Here is a 19,268-nt window from a genome sequence, read left to right on the forward strand (position 1 = left end):
TTATGAAATCTGGTCGGGCTTCGACGAATTTCGCGATGGCGAGCGGTGCGAAGCGGACAAACTAGCCCGCAGCCAGCCATCCGCGCGACTGGGCGAAGGCCTTGAAGGCCTTGGCCTCCATCGGGCGGCCAAAAAGGTAGCCCTGCAGGATATCGCAGCCAAGTTCCTTGAGGATGCGCGCATGCTCCATCGTCTCGACGCCTTCGGCGACCACCTCGATGCCGAGGGATTTGCCGATCTCGATGATCGACGCCACCAGATGCCGTTGCGCCATCGAGCCGGTGATGGGTGTGATCAGCTGGCGGTCGATCTTGAGGCGGCGCGGACGCAATTTGAGCAGCGAGACGATCGAGGCGTGGCCGGTGCCGAAATCGTCGATCTCGAGGTCTATGCCGAGCTCCTTGATGTGGTCGATATTCCACGTGACCACGTCGTCGTTTTCATCGAGGAAAATGGACTCCACCAGTTCGAACGACACCGTTCCAGCTTTGATGGCGAGCTTGCGCAGACCCTCGATGAGGTCCCTGTCGTCCAGCCGCCTGGCCGAGACGTTGACCGACACGCGCGGGATGTTGAGATGACTGCGCGACCAACGCTCGAAGTTTTCCAGCGCGTGTTCGAGCACGATGCGGTCGATCAGCGCCACGACATTGAGTTCTTCGGCCACCTTGAGATAGGCGTCGGGGGCAAGGATGCCGCGTCGCGGGTGCTTCCATCGCGACAACGCCTCGACGCCGACGATCTCGAGCGTGGCGGCGTCGAATTGCGGCTGATAGTAGGCGACGAATTCGTTCCGCTCCAACCCGCCCAGGATCTCGTCGGCGATCTGCTTGGTCCGGACGATCTCGCTCTGCAGCTCCTCGTTGAAGAACTCGTAACGGTTGCGGCCACGGCTTTTGGCCCGATACAGCGCGATATCGGCGTTGACCAGCAACTGCTTCACGTCGACGCCGTTGTTGGCGGCAATGCCGATGCTGACCCCGAAACGGCAGGGATGACCGCGATAATCGACAGGTTGGCGCATGTCCTCGATGATGCGATGGGCAAGTGCCGACAGTCCGTCGTCGTCGAGCCCATGGCTCACCACGACAAACTCGTCGCCGCCGATGCGCGCGACGAAATCGTCACGGCCCGCATTGGCCTGGATAACCCTGGACGCATGCACCAGCATGGCGTCGCCCGCAGCGTGGCCGAGCGTGTCGTTGATCTGCTTGAAGCGGTCGAGGTCCAGGTGCAGCAGCGCCGTGCGCCGGTCCGGTTCGCCGTTTTCGGCCAGCTGTTCGTCGAGATAGCGGCGGTTGGGGAGGCCGGTCAGCGAATCGTGCAGCGCCGCATACTCGATATGTGCCTTGGCAAGATTGATTTCGGCGTTGTTCGATTCCGTCAACTGGCGTTCACGAATGAGGTTTTCGTTGAGCAGCACGTCGCTGGTCACGTCCCATTCGGCGCCGATCAGCTTGGGCGTTCCGCCGATGTCCTGGAAGTAGGTCGCGCGCGTGCGCACATGGCGGACGGTGCCGTCGGGGCGCAGGAGCCGGTATTGCGAGGAATAGGGGCCTTGTTTGGACGCGGCGAGATCGAAGTCCTGTCTCGCCCGTGCCAGGTCTTCAGGATGGATCGCCTGCGCCCAGTCATCATAGCCGCGGGGCTTGCCGTCGGCTGACTTGCCGTAGATCTCGTTGACGCGGTCATCCCACACCATTTCGTTGGTGGTGAGGTCGTGTTCCCAGACGCCAATACCAGAGGCTTCCAGCGCCAGCTCCAGGCGCCCGGACAGGCGCCTCAGCTCGGCGTAGTTTTTCTGCCTTTCGCCAAACAGCCGACCGGCCACCATGATCGGCAGCACCACCAGCGCCCCGGCGAGCAACATAAGCGACCGCAAGGCCCACTCGTTTTTCGGAGCCGCCGGCCAGCCGCCCTTGGGGATGGCCGAAATCTGCCAGGAACCCGACGGCAGCTGCACATCGGCCGATACGGGATTTCCGGCAATGACCTGGTCGCCGCCGAAAAAGCGGTCGCCGCCGCCCACCAGCGCATCCTTGCCGGTGAGCGCGACATCGATGTCGATATCCGGATCGGTCAACCCACTCGCCGCGTAGAGCCTCTCGACATCGACGACCGCCGAGACGATGCCCCAGAAACGGTCGCCGCCGTTCGCGGTCGGAACGAAGACCGGGATGCGGCCGATGAAGCCGCGCCCGCCCTGGGCGAGATCGACCGGGCCGGCAAACACCAGCACCCGCTGGTCGCGCGCCCGCAGCGCCGCCATGCGCTGCGCTTCGTTCTTGCGGTAGTCGAGCCCGATGGCCTTCTCGTTGCCTGCCATGGGATACATCAGCGAGATGACCAGGTCGGGCGCGCCGGCAATGTTGCGCAATTGCGATTTCTGCTGGAACAGATTCCGGGCAAGCGAGGCAAATCTCTGCTGGCCCATATAAGGTTCGGTATTGATGGCCGAGGCCAATCCCTGAACAAGCTGAAGATTGCCGTTGATGTTGCCTTCGAGCTTGGCGCGGATGATGTTGACCTTGGCCAGCACGTCGGCGCGCGCCAGTTGGTCGGAGACCCTCCTGTTCTGCTGGTCGGCAACAATGGAGCAGATCAGAAGCACGACAAAAGCGATCGCCGCCGGCAAGTTGGCGGAAGAAAGAACGGCCCGTCTCAAGCGGCCGAGGCTGAATCCAGTGACGGTCAATTCGACCCCGACACCTTTCCTGAACTATAGCTCATCGATCGACTGTAGTAGAAAACGCTTAAATTTACCCTTCCAGACTGGTGGTAAGTTTCGGCATCAGCTATGGCAGGCGGACGGGCGGCGGAAGTACAATGGCCAGGCGTTTTGCGTTTCTTTTGGTTCGCGACTTCACGCTGTCGCCGCTGTCGCTGTTCATCGACACGCTGCGGCTGGCGGGTGACGAGGGCGACCGCAGCCGCAGGATCGAGTTCGACTGGGAGATCGTCGGCGAGCGCGGCCTGCCGATCCGGGCAAGTTGCGGTGTCGAATTGCTGCCCACCAAGGGGATCGGCAATCCGGAGGATTTCGACAATGTCGTGGTGGTCGGCGGCCTGCTCGACACCAACCGCAGCCTGAGTTCGGACAAGGAGGCCTTCCTTTTGCGGGCGGCCGAGAAGGGCGTGCCGCTGACGGCGCTCTGCACCGGAAGCTTCGTGCTGGCGCGCTACGGCCTGCTCGACGGCTACGCCGCCGCCGTCAGCTGGTTCCACATCAAGGATTTCCGCAACCAGTTCCCTGACGTCAACGCCCATGCCGACAGCCTGTATTCCGTCGACCGTGGCCGCTCGACTTGCGCGGGCGGCACGGGAGCGGCTGACCTCGCCGGCTATTTCGTCTCCCAGTTCATCGGCCAGAAGGCGGCGGAAAAGGCCGCCAAGATCCTGGTGCTCGACCGCATCAGGAGCAGCCGGGACGTGCAGCCTGTCGGCGACCTGTTTCCGGCCGCGTCGAGCCGCGCGGTCAAGCGGGCTCTGCTGTTGATGGAGAGCAACCTGCAGGAGACGCTGTCGGTCGGCGAGATCGCAACCCGGCTGAACTGCTCGCGGCGCCAGCTCGAGCGGCTTTTCGGGACGGAGCTGGGTATCGGCCCGATGGCGGCCTATCTCGCGCTGAGAGTCCATCATGCAAAGTCGCTGCTGGAAGGCAGCGACCTGCAGATCGGCGACATCGCCTACCGTTGCGGCTTCACCAATGCCGGTCATTTCAGCCGCGTGTTCCGCCAGCAGACGGGCATCACGCCGACCCATCTGAGGCATCCCAACCGCATCGCCAGCGTCGCAGCGGGACAATGAAGCGCGGCCGCTAGGCGGTGTCCGGGCCGGGCTGTCCCTCCGGCGACAGGCGTCACGAAATCCGCCGACCGTCCTCGTCCAGCAGAACGCAGCCTTCGGGATCGAAACCGAGGTCGATCGCCTCGCCTTCGCGCAGGACGCGGCCGGTGATCGGGGCGTTGGCGCGGATGCTGGTCTTGCCGCCGATATCGATCTCGTAGATGGCGCTGCCGCCCAGATACGAGGCCGAGACGACACGGCCGGACAGCCTGTTGGCGCTGGCCGCCGTGCCGACCGACAGCTTCTGCGGCCGCACCACGACAGTGACCTTGCTGCCCTGCGCAAGCGGCCTCGGACAGGCCACCTCGACCGTCTGGCCGGCGGCAAGCGTCACCGCTATTGCCTGGCCGGACCGGCTCACGGTCCCGGCCAGCATGTTGGCCTTGCCGAGAAAGTCGGCGACGAAGGCCGTGGCGGGCGTCTCATAGACCTCCTGCGGGGTTCCGATCTGCTCGACCGCGCCGGCGTTCATCACCACGATGCGATCCGACATGGAGAGGGCTTCCTCCTGGTCGTGGGTGACGAAGATGGCGGTGATGCCGGTTTCTTTCTGGATCTTCTTGATCTCGACGCGCATCTCCTCGCGCATATTGGCGTCCAGCGCCGACAGCGGCTCGTCGAGCAGCAGCACCTGCGGTTCGAAAACGATGGCGCGGGCGAGCGCGATGCGCTGCTGCTGCCCGCCCGACAGCTGCGACGGCAGCTTCTTCTCGCTGCCCGGCAGCCGCACCATTTCGAGCGCCTTGCCGACCCTGCGGGCGATCTCGGGCTTCGGCACGTCGCGGTACTTCAGGCCGAAGGCGACATTGTCGAAGACGTTCTTGTGCGGGAACAGCGCGTAGCTCTGGAAGACCAGACCGATATTGCGCTTGTAGATAGGCACGTCGTCGACCCGGCGCCCGTCGATCATGATCTGGCCGCCCGAAATGTCGACGAGGCCGGCGATGGAGCGCAGGATCGTCGTCTTGCCGCAGCCCGAAGGCCCGAGCAACGTGACGAAGCTTCCCCTGGCGATGGAAAGCGAGAAATCGCGCACGGCGACGAACTTGCCATAGGCGATGTCGATATCGCGGAACTCGACCGCCGGCTGGCCGGTCCCGGCGCCGCCCGGTGCGGCTGCGCTCCTTGCCACCCCGGCCGCTTCCGGCCGGGGCACTTCTGAAAGGTCGTTTCTGTCAGGCACCTTTCGAGATCCTGTTCCACTGCTTGGTCCAGGCATCCTCGTTGGTCGCCCAGTAGATCGGGTCGGCGAAGGTCAGCGACTTCATCGTACCGGTCTTGTCGAAGGCCGGCAGCTTCTCGATCTTCTCGGTGAGCTTGACCTTTGTCGGATCGAGCGACGGCGGATAGCTCTGGCCCTCGGCCACGGCGATCGAGGTCGCCGGGTCGAGCATGAAGTTGATCAACTCCTCGCACTCGGCCATGGGCGAGCCTTTCAGGATCAGCATGTCCTCCATCCAGGCGTAGGAACCGGCCGGGTCGAGATAGCCGATGGGATGGCCTTGGTCCTGCAAGGCGGCGACGCGGCCCGACCATGCGTCGGTTACCACGATCTCGCCCTTGGAAAGCAGGTCCATCAGTTCGGCGCCGGAGCTCCAGAACTTCTTGGCAAGGTCGCGCGTCTCGCGCACCTTGGCCCAGATCGCGTCCATGTCCTTGAGGTTGTTGGGGTCCTGTCCGGTGGCGAGCGCGGCGTACCAGACACGCGTGGTCATGTCTTGATAGCCGCCGACCTTGCCGGCATATTTCTTGTCGAGCAGGAGGCCGGCCCCCTTTTCCTTGGCTTCCTCGGGCGAGATCACCTTGGTGTTGTAGGCGATGCCGGTCGTGCCGTAGTCGTAAGGCACGGCCGAGAGCTTGGGCGTCAGCTTGCGGAACGGATCGATCATCGGCTGCAGCACATTCGCCATGTTGGGAATGTTGGCCTCGTTGATCTCCGAGGTCAGGCCGCCATTCACATATTTGATGTAGTAGTTGACGCCCGAGGAATGGATGACCTGGTAGTCGCCGGGTTTGGCGGTCTTGATCTTGGTGATGATCTCGTCCTCGTCGCCGAACGTGCCCTGGACCACCTTGATCTTGGTCTTGGCCGTGTAGGGCTTGAAGGCGTATTTGTCGATCGCGTCCTGGACGGTGCCGCCCCAGCCGTCGAAGCGCACCTCCTCGACCGCAGCGAGCGCCTGCCGCATCCACGGCATGTCGAGGCCGACCGCGGCCGCGGCGGCGGCGGTCAGCGTCAGGAAAGTGCGGCGGCTGAGATCGCCGTTTTGATACCTATCGTGCAGCCGTTCAAGCCGCTTGCCGTTGGACAATTTCATCGTGCTTCCTCCTTTGGTTCGTCGCGTCGTTTCAATCTGGTCAGGCTTTGCAGGATCAGGCCGCCAAGCAGCGGGATGCCGACGGTTACCAGGATCATCACGGTGCCGAGCGCGTTGATCTCCGGGCTGATCGAAATCTTGAGCATCGAAAGGATCTGGGTGGGCATGGTCTCGACGCCCGCCGGCCGCCAGAACAGGCTGGCCGACGTGTTGTCGAACGAGATGGTGAAGGCGAGCAGCGCGCCGCCGACGACGGCGGGGATGAGCAGCGGCAGCGTGATCTCGCGGAAGGATGAAAAGCGCGAAGCGCCGAGCGAGAGCGCCGCCTCCTCATAGACGCGGCGGATGCCGACCATGCGGGCCTGGGTGATCAGCACCACATAGGGCACGGCGAGCAGGATATGGCCGAGCACCAGGAGAAGCATGGTGCGCGGCTGGTCGACCGCCTTGATCAGCACCAGAAGGCCGACGCCCAGGATGGTCTCCGGCACCAGCGCCGGTAGGATCACCAGCGTGCTCAGCGCCTGCTTGCCGCGGAATTCGAAGCGCACCAGCGCAAACGACGTGACGACGCCTATGGCCGTGGTGACGGCGGCGGTGACCAGCGCGATCCACAGCGACGTGCGGAAGGCGGCCAGCACTTGTTCGTTGGCCATCAGCTTGCCGTACCATTGCAGGCTGAAGCCGGTCATCGGGAAGCCGCCGAACATCGAGGCGTTGAACGACAGGACCACCGTCGCCACGATCGGCGCGAACATGAAGATGTAGACGCAGACCGTGACGAAGCCGGTCAGCCGCCAGGCCCATCTGCCTTCCTCCTTGCGCCGCGCCTTCATCCACCCAGTCCCTTGACGATCTGCGACATGCCCATGAAGCGTGTGTAGATGGCGGCGAAGGAGCCGAGCACGAGGAACAGCACGATCGAAAGCGTGGCGCCCATCGGCCAGTTCAGTTCGCCCATGATGGTGTCGTAGATCAGATTGCCGAACAGCGCGTCGCGACCGGAGCCGAGCAGCTGCGGCGTCACATAGCTGCCCGCGGCCAGCACGAAGCAGAGCAGCAGGCCTGCCGCCAGGCCGGGCAGCGAAAGCGGAAGCGTGACCTCCCGGAACGCCTGCGCGCTGGTGCAGCCCATCGAGCGCGCGGCCGAAATCAGGGTGCGGTCGATGCCCTCGAGGCTGACATAGACGTTGAGGATCATGTAGGGCAGCAGGAAGTGCAGCATGCCCAGGATGACCGCGCCCTCATTGTAGAGCATCGGCAGCGGCTCGCTGATGATGCCCATTTTCAGCAGCGCGACATTGATGACGCCCTGTTCGCCCAGGATGTTGATCCACGAAAAGGTGCGGATGGTGAAGCTTATCCAGAACGGCACGATAAGCAGGAGAAGCAGCACCCATTTGTGCTTGAAGGTCGTCGCCCAGATGAAATAAGCCGGGAAATAGCCGAGCACGCCGCAAAGCAGCGCGGTGATGGCGCCGACCCGCAGCGTCTTCAAAAGGAAGCCGGCATAATAGCTGTCGGTCAGGAATTCGTGCCAATTCGCCGTCGTCAGCGCGCTGGTTTCCACGCCGGCGGTGACGAAGGTGAAGAAGGTATAGGCGGCCATCACGGCGATGGGCAGCACCAGGAAGAAGATCAGCAGCAGGAGCACTGGTGCGACCAGCAGCCATGCCAGCCGTGGATCGTACAATGTCCATCGTCGTTTCATGAGCACCCGGTGCGCTTTCTTCGAAGCGCCTGTTTGTTCCCGGTGCCGAGATTGGGTGATTGGAGGCCCGATGTCTACACCAGGCGATTGAGCCAGCGGACATCGGGCGCGTCGCCGGCGGCGATGGACGCCGAAACCGTGTCGGCGGACGGCATCGCGGCGGCTCCGGTAGGCGAAGCTCAGCCCTTCGCGATGCCGCGTGCGATCAGCCGGGCCAGACGCTCCGAGAACGCCCTGGCGTCGGCGGGCTTGTCGCCGTCGAGCACGCGCGCCTCGTCGTAGAGAAGGTGGGCCGCGTCGTCCTTGAACGCCTGGTCCTCCTCGCCGAGGCCGGCGAGCGCCAGCACGCGCTCGTGGCGCGGGTTGATTTCGAGGATGGGCCTGGCCGCCTTGTCGAGACGGCCGGCGGCGTTCATCAGCCGCTCGAACTGCCGGTCGGGGCCATGCTCCGGAGCGACCAGGCAGACCGCGCTCTCGGTCAGGCGGTCGGAGGCCTTCACATCCGAGACGGCATCGCCAAGCGCTGATTTGACGAAGGCCAGGAAGCCGTCGACCTCCGGCGTTGCCGCCGCGTCCGGGTTCTTCGCATTGTCGAGCAGCGGGATGTCGGACAGTTCGGCGACGCCTTGCGTTACCGACTGGAACAGCTTGCCTTCGAACTCCGGCGCCATCGTCACCCAGAAACTGTCGACCGGGTCGGTCAAGAGCAGCACCTCGATGCCGCGCGCCTTGAACCCTTCGAGCTGCGGCGAGGCTTCGAGCCGCGCGCGGTCGTCGCCGGCCATGAAGAAGATCGCTTTCTGGCCTTCCTTCATCGCCGCGACATAGTCGGCAAGGCCGCGCCAGCCTTCGCCCGAGGCGGTCGAGCGGAAGCGGGCGAGCTTCAGCAATTGCTCGCGTCGTTCGTAATCCTCGTAGAGCCCTTCCTTCAGCACAACGCCGAAATTGTCCCAGATCCTGGCATAGGCCTCGGCTTCGTTCTCCGCCAGCTTGGCGAGGTCGCCGAGCACGCGGTTGGTCAGCCCCTTGCGGATCGAAGCGAGCAGCGGGCTTTCCTGGATCATCTCGCGCGAGACGTTGAGCGGCAGGTCGGCGGAATCGACCAGCCCGCGCACGAAGCGCAGATAGCGCGGCAGAAGGTCGGCATCGTCGGTGATGAAGACGCGGCGCACATAAAGCTTCATGCGGCCCTTGCGGTCCTGGTCGAACAGATCGAACGGCCGCGAGCCCGGCACGAAGGCGAGCACGGAGTATTCCTGCCGGCCCTCGGCGCGGAAATGGATGGTGGCGGCCGGCTCGTCATACTGGCCGGCGACGCCGCGATAGAAATCGGTGTATTCCTCGGGCTTGATCTCGCTCTTCGGTCGCACCCAGAGTGCGGTGCCATCGGCAATGTCGCGCGCCTCGGCGCCGGGCTTTTCGATGAGCGTGATCGGCACCGGCACATGGCCGGACTGCGACTTGGCCAGCTGTTCGAGCCGGTGGGAACCGGTGTAGGAAACGGCGTCATCCATCAGATGCAGCACGACGCGGGTGCCGCGCTTCGGCGCGGCCTCCAGCGGGGCAGGGGCAATTTCGTAGGAGCCCTTGCCGTCCGAGGACCAGCGCCAGGCTTCTTCGCTTCCGGCCAGGCGGCTGACGACATCGACGCGGTCGGCCACCATGAAGGCCGAGTAGAAGCCGACGCCGAACTGGCCGATGAGCTGCGTGTCCTCCGTGCCTGTGCCGACGCGCTCGATGAAAGCGCGCGTGCCCGAGCGGGCGATCGTGCCCAGGGCCTCGGCCATGTCGTCGCGGCTCATGCCGATGCCATTGTCCTCGACGGTGATCTCCTTGTTGTCGGCGTCAGCCGAAATCGCGATGCGCGGCCTGGGATCGTCGCCCAGCAGTTCGGGGCGGCTGACGGCCTCGAAACGCAGCTTCTCGCAAGCGTCGGCGGCGTTGGAAATCAGTTCGCGCAGGAACACGTCCTTATCGGAATAGACCGAGTGCACCATCATGTGCAGCAGCCGCGAGACATCGGCCTCGAATGCCCTGGTTTCCGTCGCTTTTGTGTCAGTCGTCATTCCAGTTTTCCCACGCTGTTCATCCGCCCGCCGCGCCGGGGCGCGTTCAGGGCTTCCTTTCAACCATTTTTTGCGGTGCTGGCAACTGTGTTCAGCAAGGCCAGCGCGCCGGAGATATTGTGATTGGAAGCGAGGGTAGCAAGAGGTGCCAATCATCGATGTCGGCGCTGCCCCTCATCGCCCTGCCGGGCACTTCTCCCCGTTTAGCAACGGGGAGAAGGGGCTGGCCGCATGGCGGGCGCCTTCCAGGCAACGTTGGCGATTGGCGAAAGTGGCGACGAGCCGTCGCTCTCCCCGTCACTATACGGGGAGAGGATGCCGGCAGGCACGTGAGGGGCGGCGCCAACTTTCCAACTATTCCCTACTTCCCCGCCATGTGATCCGCCAGCGCCTGCGCCTGGGCGAGCAGGGCGGGGTAGGCGGGGGTGTCCGGCAGGCTCTTGCCCATGCAGGCGCGGAAGTCGTTGTCGCCTTTCGTCCAGGCGGCGTTGGCGGCATCGGATGTGTTTTCGTCGCTGTCGTCAGTGGCCTGCTTGGCGAGTTTCTGGGCGGCGGCGTCGGCGGCGGTCCACGCGGCGTCGCAGGCCGCGATCTTTGGCACGGGCGGTGTCGCGGGCGCCTCGGCGATCAGGACGCTGTTGCCCTTGACGACCGTGACGACGACCTCCTGGTCGGAGTTCGGTCCGATATCCTGTGCCCAGCCGCCGAGGCGGGCGATCGCCATGTCGGCGCCATCAGGCTTCTTCAGCGCAAAGTCGAGCGTGCTGGTGAAGGCCGCGTCGCTGCCGATGGCCTGGGTGTAGAAGGCATCAAGCTTGAGCGCCGCGTCGAAGCTCGTCGGCAGTTTGAGATCGGCGTCCGTCTCGGCGGCGCGCGACTGCAACCAGCGCTCGACCAGCCCGCGTGTCGAGGCCACGATGCTGGGGCCGTCCTCGGTGCCGTGGCGCAGCCCGTCCAGCATGCCGAAGCCGACATCGGAGGAACTCAGGCTTTCGATGTTGATCGTGCCGGCCGCCGGAAAATCCTTGACCGTGAAGGGGCCGAGCAGGGCGGAAAGGCGCTTTTCGAGATCGGCGCGGGCCTTCTCATTGGCCGCATCGAGCGTCTCCACCGGTGCGTTCGTGCTCTCCATCGCCGCGATGTCGGCAATCGCCTTGTCGCGCGCGGCGATATAATCGTCCTCCGGCGAGGCGGCGAAGGCAGCGCTGCTCGCCAGGGCAAACATGACCGTCCAGACCAACCGCATGACAGAACCTTTCTTCGTGGCGGATCAACAGGCCAGGCAGCCATCGGGCAGCTTTGCGGCTATTGCGCGGCAGAAAACGCCGAGGCGAAACATCCTGATGGGGAAGGCATGGCAAGTGCTGCCATTAACCATCAGTTAACTATCCGGTCGCCTTTGAATCAAATTTGACGGATACTATTTCCAGGCCAAACGAGGCTGCTCGAGAGGCCGGACAAGACAGTAATCATAAGCCTGGCGCGCCGCTTTCGGTCGCGCGCGGCAGGCCGACAATCAAAGAAGAAGCGGCGGACCACCGTCGCCTTTGCGGGGAGGCGTCAGCATCATTTCTTGATGAGGATCGCCAGAATGAAGATCGAAGACGCAGTGACCGCCGTAACGGCCGAGGCCAACGCGCTGCTCTCGTGCCTCGGCCAACCAGTCGTCGCCTACCACGTGACGGAAATCATGCGAGAGGCCAATTTGGAACACGCCAGGCAGATGCAGCTTGCCCTGATGCGGCGAAGCATCGAGGCGCTCGTCGATGACGGCCTAGAGGACGTGGCCGCGGAACATTTTGCCGCCCAGTTCCACGGCCGTCTCGGCTCGACCTGGAGGCTGCTGCACGCTTCGGATGGCGTGGCGCACTGATTTCAGCCAAGCTGTCCCTGATCGGCTCTGATTGCCTGCGCTTCGAATGGCGGCAATGCGCGCCTTGTCGGTCGCAGAGGCAAGCCCTGTCGTCGCCTGAAAGCAGACATCGCTGGTGACCATGATGGAGGTCGCCCCTTAGAATTTCCCGCCAGGCGGACCGGAAGCGGGCTGCCAGGCGAACACGGCCAGGATGACGACCGCGGCGTGAGCGAGCGCTGTCAGCGCCGCCATGCTCGCCACGTTTGCGTTGGCCCGAGCGAGTTGCAGGAACACCTCGCGGCCATCAAGAATTGCCGCAGCCCCAGCCAGCAGAATGGCCAGCAAGAGGGTCGCTTTGCCAAACCTCAGGACGGCGGCGGCGAGCACGATCGAAACGCTGAAGAACCCCCATACCAGCCAAGGGGTTTCGAGGTTAATGCCAAGGACCGTTTGCTCGGCGTGACCGCCCGTTTCGCCGACTGCTCCGCTGTCACCATCTTGCTTCGCCGTGGAATTCTCGGCAGCTTCATCATGGCCGCCCTGTTCTTGAGTCCCGGCTGCTTCTTGGTGCGCGGCCAGGTCGGCAGGCTCCTGATGCCCGACACCTTCCATCAAGACGGCGGCTGCGAAGAGAATCGCCGAGATCGCCAGCATGGCCGACGTCCAACGGACGAGGACGACCCGGTTTCCGAAAAAACCCATCAACAGAATGTTCCTTTCGCGCCAGAATGAGGGTAGCGTACTCCTTCAAGTAACTTGAGGTTCAAGAGTGTTTTGCGATGAACCTTAATGTCGGCGTGTTTGCCATCGGGGCGCTCGCCAGGGCCGCCGGTGTCAGCACGCCCACAATCCGCTACTATGAGGAAATCGGTCTATTGCCACCCCCGCCACGCACGGCTGGCGGTCAACGCACCTATGACAATGACGATTTGGGGCGGCTGACTTCGTCAAGCAGTGCCGGGACTTCGGCTTCGGTATCGATCAGGTGCGCGTGCTGCTGGAGCTTTCGATCAGCACCGACCGCGATTGCGTGGAAACGCGCGACCTCGCCCAGGGGCATCTTGACGAGGTTCGCCAGAAACTCGCCGAACTGCGCTTGCTCGAACGACGGCTGGAGAGCTTTGTCACCCGCTGCAATGTCGCCTGCGCTGGCGGCCCTGCGCAAGACTGCGTGATTTTCAAGGATATGGCTGCACCGGCCAAGGGCGGCTGCTGTGGATGAAAGTCCAGCCGTCCATGGGAATCGATTAGACTAGCCGCGTCCCCAGACCTTCACGGCCAGCAAGGGCCGGCAACCGCAATGAACTCGGCACCACACCAAGCAGGCCGCCGACCAGCGTGCCGACGATCGAGCACGCCGCCATCACAAGCAAGAAGGTCTTGTGGCCATCACTGTTGCTCATTCAAACAGGGCCGTCCTTGCCGCACGGAACGGGGAAAGGCTGCATTCGTTCGTTCGAATGACAACAAGCAAGGAAATAGGAGGTAGCGTCCCGGTGACGCGGCATCCAGCCGTAGCTCGAATTGAGTGGAGAATACAATCGCGGTGAGGGTCGCGCCAGGTGAGGTCAAGTGATGAATCATTTGCAGGGTACCAGGTCCAAATGTCTGCGCTTTGACTTCACGTTTACCAGACGACGGCCGTCGATCGTCCTTCAGCGGATATCTGCCAGCGGGTGCAACGCCATGCTGCCGGTCGTGTCGTCAATCCTCATTCTGCTGTTGGCATCTCCGGCAAACAGCCAACCGATACCCGAAGCGTCCGCGACCACCGCAGCCAATGGCCGCTCGCCGGTCGCGGTTTCGGACCACACCGATATCGCCAAGGAACCGAGCCTGATGCAACCAAGCGCCGCCGGAATCGGGGGCGCGCAAACGCTGCCGGGCGAGGATGAGCAGGCATTGCGCCGCGAACTGGCCGCGGCACGGGCAGAATTGGCCAGGCAAGCGCAGGCCCTGAAAGCGCAGAAGCAGACAGACGAAGCGCTTACGCTCAATCTGGAGACGGCGCAGCGTGCCATCGAAGATTTCAGGGCGGAAGCCAGTCTCTGGGACAGCAAGAAAGCCGCGATGCCTGAAGCGCTTCCCTCCACGGACGCCTCCCGGGCTGCCGCGAAGCAGGCGCTGGATGAGGAGCGCCATAAGGTCGGGCTGCTGGAACAGGAACTCGCCACGGCCCGTCAGACCATCGATGCGCTCACGACAGGCACAGATCTGTCTGCAGCGGAGCAGGCCAGGGCCGTGAAGGACCGGCAACAGGCCGACGACGCCGCGAAGCAAGCGCTGGATGAGGAGCGCCATAAGATCGGGCTGCTGGAACAGGAACTCGCCACGGCCCGTCAGACCATCGATGCGCTCGAGACACGCGCAAATCTGGCCGTCGCTGAGCATGCAAAGGCGGTAAAGGACCGACAACAGGCCGACGCCGTTTCAAACCAGGCTCGCAAAGGGCTCGAACTGGAACGTCAACGAGCAGATTCAGCCATGCGCGACCTCGAGATTGCCCGTCGGGAAAGCGAGGCGTTGAAGCAGAGCTCCATGAATTTGAGCGCGGCGCTGGACCAGGAGCGTGAAAGAGCCAACGGCCTGGCCCGCAGCCTCAGTGCCGCGCGCGAGGAAATCGACAGCGCTGGGATCGACAGTATCAAGGAGAAACGTCGGACAGCGGCCGCGGCGCGCGCGCCCAAGGCAGGTGTTTCCAAGAGCGCGCTCGCGAGTGCGCTGTCGCGTCCGGACGCAGCCCGTAAACCGGGCTTGCCGAAAAAACGGAAGGTGAAGGGTCCAAGTTCAGCCCAACCTGTCATGCTGGCAACGATTTCTCTTCCCCCCGCATTGCTGCCAACCCGCCCACTCTCGCAGTGAAAGACAGGTGAGCCAAATGCATGGCGCAGGGAGGAAGACAGTGAAGAAATATCTCGCGGCCGCGTTGACGATCGGCATCGCAATCGGGCCTGCCTCGGCTCTTGACACAGGTTTAGGCGGCACGGTTGGCGGTCTCGGGATCGGTGCTGGAGTGAGCGGCGGTTCGCAAGGCGTTTCCGTAGGGGTGGGCGCGAGCGTCGGTGGTGTCGGCGGAGCGAATGTCGGCGCTTCGGTCGGCACAGGCGGCGGATCAGTCAGCGCGGGCGTCAGTGCCGGCGGCAGCGTTGGCACCACAGGCGGAGGCCTCTCGGCGGATGTCGGCCCGGGCGCCGATCCGTCCGCCGGAAACGGGTCGGCGGCCGTTTCCGGTGGTTCGGCCGCCACGGCAGCCAGTGGTTCTTCCGCGACAGGCACCGGGTCTGCCGCGACGGCCGCTGCCAAGACCGCCACTGCCAAGACCGCCAGGCCATCGATCGTCCTGCCGCCCATCCTCAGGCCTTCCAAAGTTGGTCAGGGCGACCTCACCAGGGGATATCCCTTTGCACCCCTGGAAGCCCTGAAAGCGAAGCCCGGCACGCCAGTCGCGGTAGTGCAAGCCTGCCAGGCGGCGATCCTGTCGGCGGCCAGGCCACTTGGCGCCGTCCGCGTCCGCGCGGTGAGCGCAGGTGCCTTGCGTCGACGTGGGGGTGCACTGACGGCGCCGATCCAGGTGCGAATAGACTACGCCGGACGCGGTGGCATCGAAGTCCGGCAAGCGCAAGTCGGTTGCCGCCTCGATGTGGCGGGCAGGGTCATAGCGGCAATATAGAACGGTCCGCGACAGGGCACGCGCCGCTCCGCCCGCGTCGCCCGAGTTGGGTCGGCGCTGTAGCCCCCTTCAGCCCTGCCGCTTGTCCACCTCCGCCTTCCTCAGCAGGAACCGCTGGATCTTGCCGCTCGGCGTCTTCGGCAATTCGGCGACGAAATCGATCTCGCGCGGATAGGCGTGGGCCGAGAGCCGCTTGCGGACGTGTTGCGCCAGTTCCTCGGCCAACTCTGGGCTACCCCGGTAGGCGGGCGCCAGGATGACGAAGGCCTTGACGATCTCGGTGCGCCGCGGGTCGGGCACGCCGACCACCGCCGCCTCGTTGACCGCGGGATGTTCGATGAGCGCGCTTTCGACATCGAACGGGCCGATGCGGTAGCCCGACGAGGTGATGACATCGTCGGCGCGGCCGATGAAGGACACCGAGCCGTCCGGCTCATATTCCACCGTGTCGCCGGTGCGGTAATAGCCGCCCGCGATCGCCGGCGTCTCAGCCTGGTGGTAGCCGTCGAACCAGCGCAGCGGCGAGTTGGCGATGTCGACGGCTAGGATGCCGGGCTGGTTAGGGCCGAGCTCGTTGCCCGCCTCGTCCAGCACCGCCACGCGATAGCCCGGCATGGCAAAGCCGGCCGAGCCCGCGCGCACAGAATGCGAAAGCCCATGGTGGTTGTTGACCATCATGCCGTTTTCGGTCTGGCCGTAATGGTCGTGGATGGGCGCGGCGAGATGGGCGTCGAACCAGCGGATCACTTCCGGGTTCAGCGGCTCGCCAGCGCTGCTCACCACGCGCAGCCGTCCCTTGATGCGGGCGGCGGCTTCAGGCCCTTCGGCGAGCAGCAGCCGGAAGGCGGTGGGCGAGCCGGCAAGGCTGGTGACGCCGAGCCGCTCGATGACGTCATAGGTGTTCCTGGCGTTAAAGGCGCCCTCGTTGAAGGTGGTGGCGATGCCGAGCAGCAGCGGGCCTGCGATGGCGTAATAGAGGCCATAGGCCCAGCCGGGATCGGCGATGTTCCAGAAGACGTCGTCGGGGCGCAGCCCGATGGCGTCGCGCATGTAGACGCCGAAGGCCAGCAGCGCATCGAGCGGCACCGGCACGCCCTTGGGCGGGCCCGTCGTGCCTGATGTCGACATCATCATGAACAGGTCGTCGCCCTTGCGCATGACGGGTTCGCTGTCGGGGGAGGCAGAGGCAAGCGCGGCGCGGAAGTCGATGTCGCCTTGGGGCAAGGTATCGCCGGGGCGCAGGATGGTGGCGATCGGCGGGCAGTTTTCGATCTCGTCGAGCTTGCCGCGATTGGCCGGATTGGTCACCACCAGCTTGGCCCCGCTGTAGCCGAGGCGATGCTCGATCGCCTTCGGGCCGAAGGCGGTGAACAATGGCTGGTAGACGGCGCCGAGGCGCCAGGTGCCGAGGATCAGCGCTATGAGTTCGGAAATGCGCGGCAGCATGCCGGCGACGACATCGCCGGGCCTGACGCCTGCATCCTTGAGCAGGTTGGCGACGCGGCCCGACATGTCGGCGAGGTCGTCGAAGCTGAACAGCCGCAGTTCGCCGCCCGTGGAGATCGCGCGCAGCGCCAGGCGGTTTTCGCCGGTATGGCGGCCGCAGCATTCGACATAGGCGTTGATGCCGGTCGCCGGGTCGCCGTCAAGCCTGGCGATTTCATCCTCGACGCGAAAGTCCGCAACGGCGTCCTCGTAGCGTGGCAAGCCGGTCATGTCGGTCCTCCCTGGCGGCGGCCCATCTCCCCATGGCGCGCCTTCATCTGTCAGATTGCCTGAAATCGCGGTGACGGTCGATTGCGACGAAGGTGGACCATGGGGCGGCAGGCATTGGCCTCGTTTGCACCGGCCTGTATGGTAGCCAGGTGAATGCAGGAGAGGAGGCTCGATCGTGCCGCTGGAACGGAACCTCTGCCACTGGCCAATCTGGGTCTGCATCGCCGTACTGGCGCTTTGGCCGCGTGTTGCGTCGGCCGACACCATTACGCCGGAGCGCATCGCTGTCGCCCTGTCAAAGCTCGAAGTGCTTGCCCAAGGCGCCGTGGCGGACGGCGGGGTGCCCGGTCTCGCCATCGGCGTGGTGCATGACGATGAAGTGATCTTCCTGAAAGGTTTCGGCCACCGCGAGGCCGGCAAGCCCGAGGCGGTCGACGCCGACACGGTGTTCCAGATCGCCTCGCTCTCCAAGCCGGTCTCCGCCACCGTCGTGGCGGCGCTGGTCAGCGACGGGATCGTGTCCTGGGATTCGAAGATCGCCGACCTTGATCCGGCCTTCCGGTTGGCCGATCCCTATCCGACCAGCCAGCTTACCGTCCGCGACCTGTTTTCGCATCGCAGCGGACTGCCCGGCACCGCCGGAGACGACCTCGAGGACATAGGCTACGACCGCGCCGAGATCCTGCATCGCCTGCGGTTCGTGCCGCCATCGTCGAGCTTCCGTGCCGGCTACTCCTACAGCAATTTCGGTCTGACCGAGGGCGCCGTCGCGGCCGCAATACCGACAGGCAAGCCTTGGGAGGAGATCGCCGAGGAGAAGCTCTACCGTCCGCTTGGCATGGCCTCGACCAGTTCCCGTCATTCGGACTTCGTCAAGCACGCCGATCGTGCCGCGCTGCACGTCAAGGTCGCCGGCGCCTGGGCCGCCAAGATAGAGCGCGATCCCGATGCGCAGGCGCCCGCGGGCGGCGTCAGTTCCACCGCGCGCGATCTCTCGCAATGGGTGCGCCTCATCATCGGCGACGGGGTCTATGCCGGCAAGACGCTGATAGCCGCCGATGCGCTGGACCAGACGCACGTGCCGCTGATGGCGCGGGGCAAGAACCCCGTGTCCGGCGGCATGTCCTTCTATGGCCTCGGTTGGAATGTTGAATTCGGCCGGCATGGCCTGAGCTGGGGCCATGCCGGTGCCTTCAGCGTCGGCGCGCGCACGCTGGTGACGATCTTCCCGCGGGAGAAGCTGGGCATCGTCATCATCGCCAACGCCTTTCCGACAGGCGTGCCGGAGGGATTGTCCGACAGTTTCGCCGACCTCGTCTTCGAGGGGGCGGTGCAGAAGAACTGGGTCAACGCATGGGACGACATCTACGCCGGAATGTTCGGCCCGGCGGTCGATGCGGCCAAGGCCACCTATGCCACGCCGCCGTCTCCGGCAAGGCCGGCCCGGCCGCCAGGTGCCTATGCGGGCCGCTACGCCAACGACTTCTTCGGCGATGCTGCCGTGGCCAGTGCGGGAGACGGCCTTGTGCTCAAGGTCGGCCCGGCCGGTGCGCGGTCCTATCCCCTGACGCATTTCGACGGCGACCTGTTCGTGGCCTTCCCGGACGCGGAGATGCCGGACAGGCCAACCGGCGTGAGCTTCGTCGTCGGCCCTGACGGCAAGGCGTCGGCCATAACCATAGGCTTCCTCGACGACAATCATCTGGGCACGCTGCGGCGTGTGGCCGATTAGCGGCCGACAGGGGCAGCGAGCGGCGCCGGGACGCAGATCTTGTGCCGCTGCTCCAGGGGGCGCTTGCCCGATGTCGGACGGTCGCAAGGATCGATGCGATGGTTCACTGCGTCGCGCCGCCGCAACACGATCGCGATGGGCGACAGTGCCAGCGCTGGAAGGACGCCACCCGCCGTTCAAATCGCGAGGCTCAGAAGGGCTCTCTGTCCGGCTGACGACGGCGGGGAGTGGATCGCCACTGTCCCTCGCCTCGGCTACCGCTTCACCGGACTGTCCAGCCGATGGCGAGCGTATGACGCAGGCCCACACCACCGCCCGGCAAGCCGTCGATTGCGGTTCTGCCTTTTGCCAGGT

The 19,268-nt window shown here is 64.6% G+C and carries 16 protein-coding genes and 1 pseudogene; 7 read left to right on the plus strand and 10 right to left on the minus strand.

Annotated features, from left to right (window positions below):
- Positions 1 to 61 precede the first annotated feature (61 nt).
- The gene (locus C1D09_RS13170; protein WP_208760376.1) at positions 62 to 2,665 is read right to left on the minus strand and encodes a bifunctional diguanylate cyclase/phosphodiesterase; all 2,604 of its coding nucleotides are present in this window, start codon (positions 2,663 to 2,665) and stop codon (positions 62 to 64) included.
- A gap of 161 nt (positions 2,666 to 2,826) precedes the next feature.
- Between C1D09_RS13170 and C1D09_RS13175 the strand changes: the two genes are divergently transcribed.
- Positions 2,827 to 3,807 carry a GlxA family transcriptional regulator gene (locus C1D09_RS13175; protein ID WP_143974734.1) on the plus strand — a complete coding sequence of 327 codons (981 nt, stop codon included), beginning with the start codon at positions 2,827 to 2,829 and terminating at the stop codon, positions 3,805 to 3,807.
- 52 nt (positions 3,808 to 3,859) lie between these two features.
- Here C1D09_RS13175 and C1D09_RS13180 read toward each other — a convergent pair whose 3' ends face one another.
- The 6 genes from C1D09_RS13180 to C1D09_RS13205 all read right to left on the minus strand — a co-directional run bounded on the left by C1D09_RS13180 (position 3,860) and on the right by C1D09_RS13205 (position 11,187).
- Positions 3,860 to 5,029 carry an ABC transporter ATP-binding protein gene (locus tag C1D09_RS13180; protein ID WP_143974735.1) on the minus strand — a complete coding sequence of 390 codons (1,170 nt, stop codon included), beginning with the start codon at positions 5,027 to 5,029 and terminating at the stop codon, positions 3,860 to 3,862.
- Positions 5,022 to 6,164 carry an ABC transporter substrate-binding protein gene (locus C1D09_RS13185; RefSeq protein ID WP_143974736.1) on the minus strand — a complete coding sequence of 381 codons (1,143 nt, stop codon included), beginning with the start codon at positions 6,162 to 6,164 and terminating at the stop codon, positions 5,022 to 5,024. Before C1D09_RS13185 ends, C1D09_RS13180 begins: the two co-directional genes overlap by 8 nt.
- On the minus strand, positions 6,161 to 7,000 hold the full coding sequence (locus tag C1D09_RS13190; protein WP_143974737.1) for an ABC transporter permease: 840 nt from the start codon (positions 6,998 to 7,000) through the stop codon (positions 6,161 to 6,163). The genes C1D09_RS13185 and C1D09_RS13190 overlap by 4 nt, the downstream gene beginning before the upstream one ends.
- Complete coding sequence (locus C1D09_RS13195) at positions 6,997 to 7,875, minus strand: ABC transporter permease (protein ID WP_143974738.1); 879 nt, start codon at positions 7,873 to 7,875, stop codon at positions 6,997 to 6,999. The genes C1D09_RS13190 and C1D09_RS13195 overlap by 4 nt, the downstream gene beginning before the upstream one ends.
- 179 nt (positions 7,876 to 8,054) lie before the next feature.
- A complete protein-coding gene (htpG, locus tag C1D09_RS13200) occupies positions 8,055 to 9,941 on the minus strand; it encodes a molecular chaperone HtpG (RefSeq protein WP_143974739.1) in 1,887 nt (628 codons plus the stop codon).
- Positions 9,942 to 10,302: 361 nt separating this feature from the next.
- Positions 10,303 to 11,187, minus strand: coding sequence for a hypothetical protein (locus C1D09_RS13205; protein WP_143974740.1), 885 nt, complete (start codon positions 11,185 to 11,187; stop codon positions 10,303 to 10,305).
- Between the two features lie 345 nt (positions 11,188 to 11,532).
- On the opposite strand from C1D09_RS13205, the gene C1D09_RS13210 reads away from it, so the two are divergent.
- Positions 11,533 to 11,814 (plus strand): hypothetical protein, encoded by a 282-nt coding sequence (locus tag C1D09_RS13210; RefSeq protein WP_246135733.1) that lies wholly within the window; start codon positions 11,533 to 11,535, stop codon positions 11,812 to 11,814.
- A 138-nt stretch (positions 11,815 to 11,952) separates the two neighbouring features.
- Here C1D09_RS13210 and C1D09_RS13215 read toward each other — a convergent pair whose 3' ends face one another.
- Positions 11,953 to 12,501, minus strand: a complete 549-nt coding sequence (locus C1D09_RS13215) for a hypothetical protein (RefSeq protein ID WP_143974742.1) — start codon at positions 12,499 to 12,501, stop codon at positions 11,953 to 11,955.
- A gap of 74 nt (positions 12,502 to 12,575) precedes the next feature.
- Between C1D09_RS13215 and C1D09_RS34220 the strand changes: the two are divergent.
- Positions 12,576 to 12,680: pseudogene (locus C1D09_RS34220) on the plus strand (MerR family DNA-binding transcriptional regulator); the annotation flags it as partial.
- A 101-nt stretch (positions 12,681 to 12,781) separates the two neighbouring features.
- Positions 12,782 to 13,018, plus strand: a complete 237-nt coding sequence (locus C1D09_RS34225) for a MerR family DNA-binding protein (protein WP_342780226.1) — start codon at positions 12,782 to 12,784, stop codon at positions 13,016 to 13,018.
- A 25-nt stretch (positions 13,019 to 13,043) separates the two neighbouring features.
- Here the strand turns inward: C1D09_RS34225 and C1D09_RS33140 are convergent, their stop codons facing one another.
- Entirely contained in the window at positions 13,044 to 13,199 is a 156-nt protein-coding gene (locus C1D09_RS33140; RefSeq protein WP_167514589.1) for a hypothetical protein, read from the minus strand.
- A gap of 283 nt (positions 13,200 to 13,482) precedes the next feature.
- On the opposite strand from C1D09_RS33140, the gene C1D09_RS13225 reads away from it, so the two are divergent.
- On the plus strand, positions 13,483 to 14,658 hold the full coding sequence (locus C1D09_RS13225) for a coiled-coil domain-containing protein (protein WP_143974743.1): 1,176 nt from the start codon (positions 13,483 to 13,485) through the stop codon (positions 14,656 to 14,658).
- Between the two features lie 40 nt (positions 14,659 to 14,698).
- Positions 14,699 to 15,466 carry a hypothetical protein gene (locus C1D09_RS13230; RefSeq protein ID WP_167514592.1) on the plus strand — a complete coding sequence of 256 codons (768 nt, stop codon included), beginning with the start codon at positions 14,699 to 14,701 and terminating at the stop codon, positions 15,464 to 15,466.
- A 69-nt stretch (positions 15,467 to 15,535) separates the two neighbouring features.
- Here C1D09_RS13230 and C1D09_RS13235 read toward each other — a convergent pair whose 3' ends face one another.
- The gene (locus C1D09_RS13235) at positions 15,536 to 17,182 is read right to left on the minus strand and encodes an acyl-CoA synthetase (RefSeq protein ID WP_143974745.1); all 1,647 of its coding nucleotides are present in this window, start codon (positions 17,180 to 17,182) and stop codon (positions 15,536 to 15,538) included.
- A gap of 175 nt (positions 17,183 to 17,357) precedes the next feature.
- Here C1D09_RS13235 and C1D09_RS13240 point away from each other — a divergent pair, with 175 nt between their 5' ends.
- Positions 17,358 to 18,914: a serine hydrolase gene (locus tag C1D09_RS13240; protein ID WP_143974746.1), complete on the plus strand. Its 1,557-nt coding sequence runs from the start codon at positions 17,358 to 17,360 to the stop codon at positions 18,912 to 18,914.
- Positions 18,915 to 19,268 lie beyond the last annotated feature (354 nt).

This window comes from Mesorhizobium intechi (assembly GCF_002879535.1).
Lineage (GTDB): Bacteria > Pseudomonadota > Alphaproteobacteria > Rhizobiales > Rhizobiaceae > Mesorhizobium > Mesorhizobium intechi.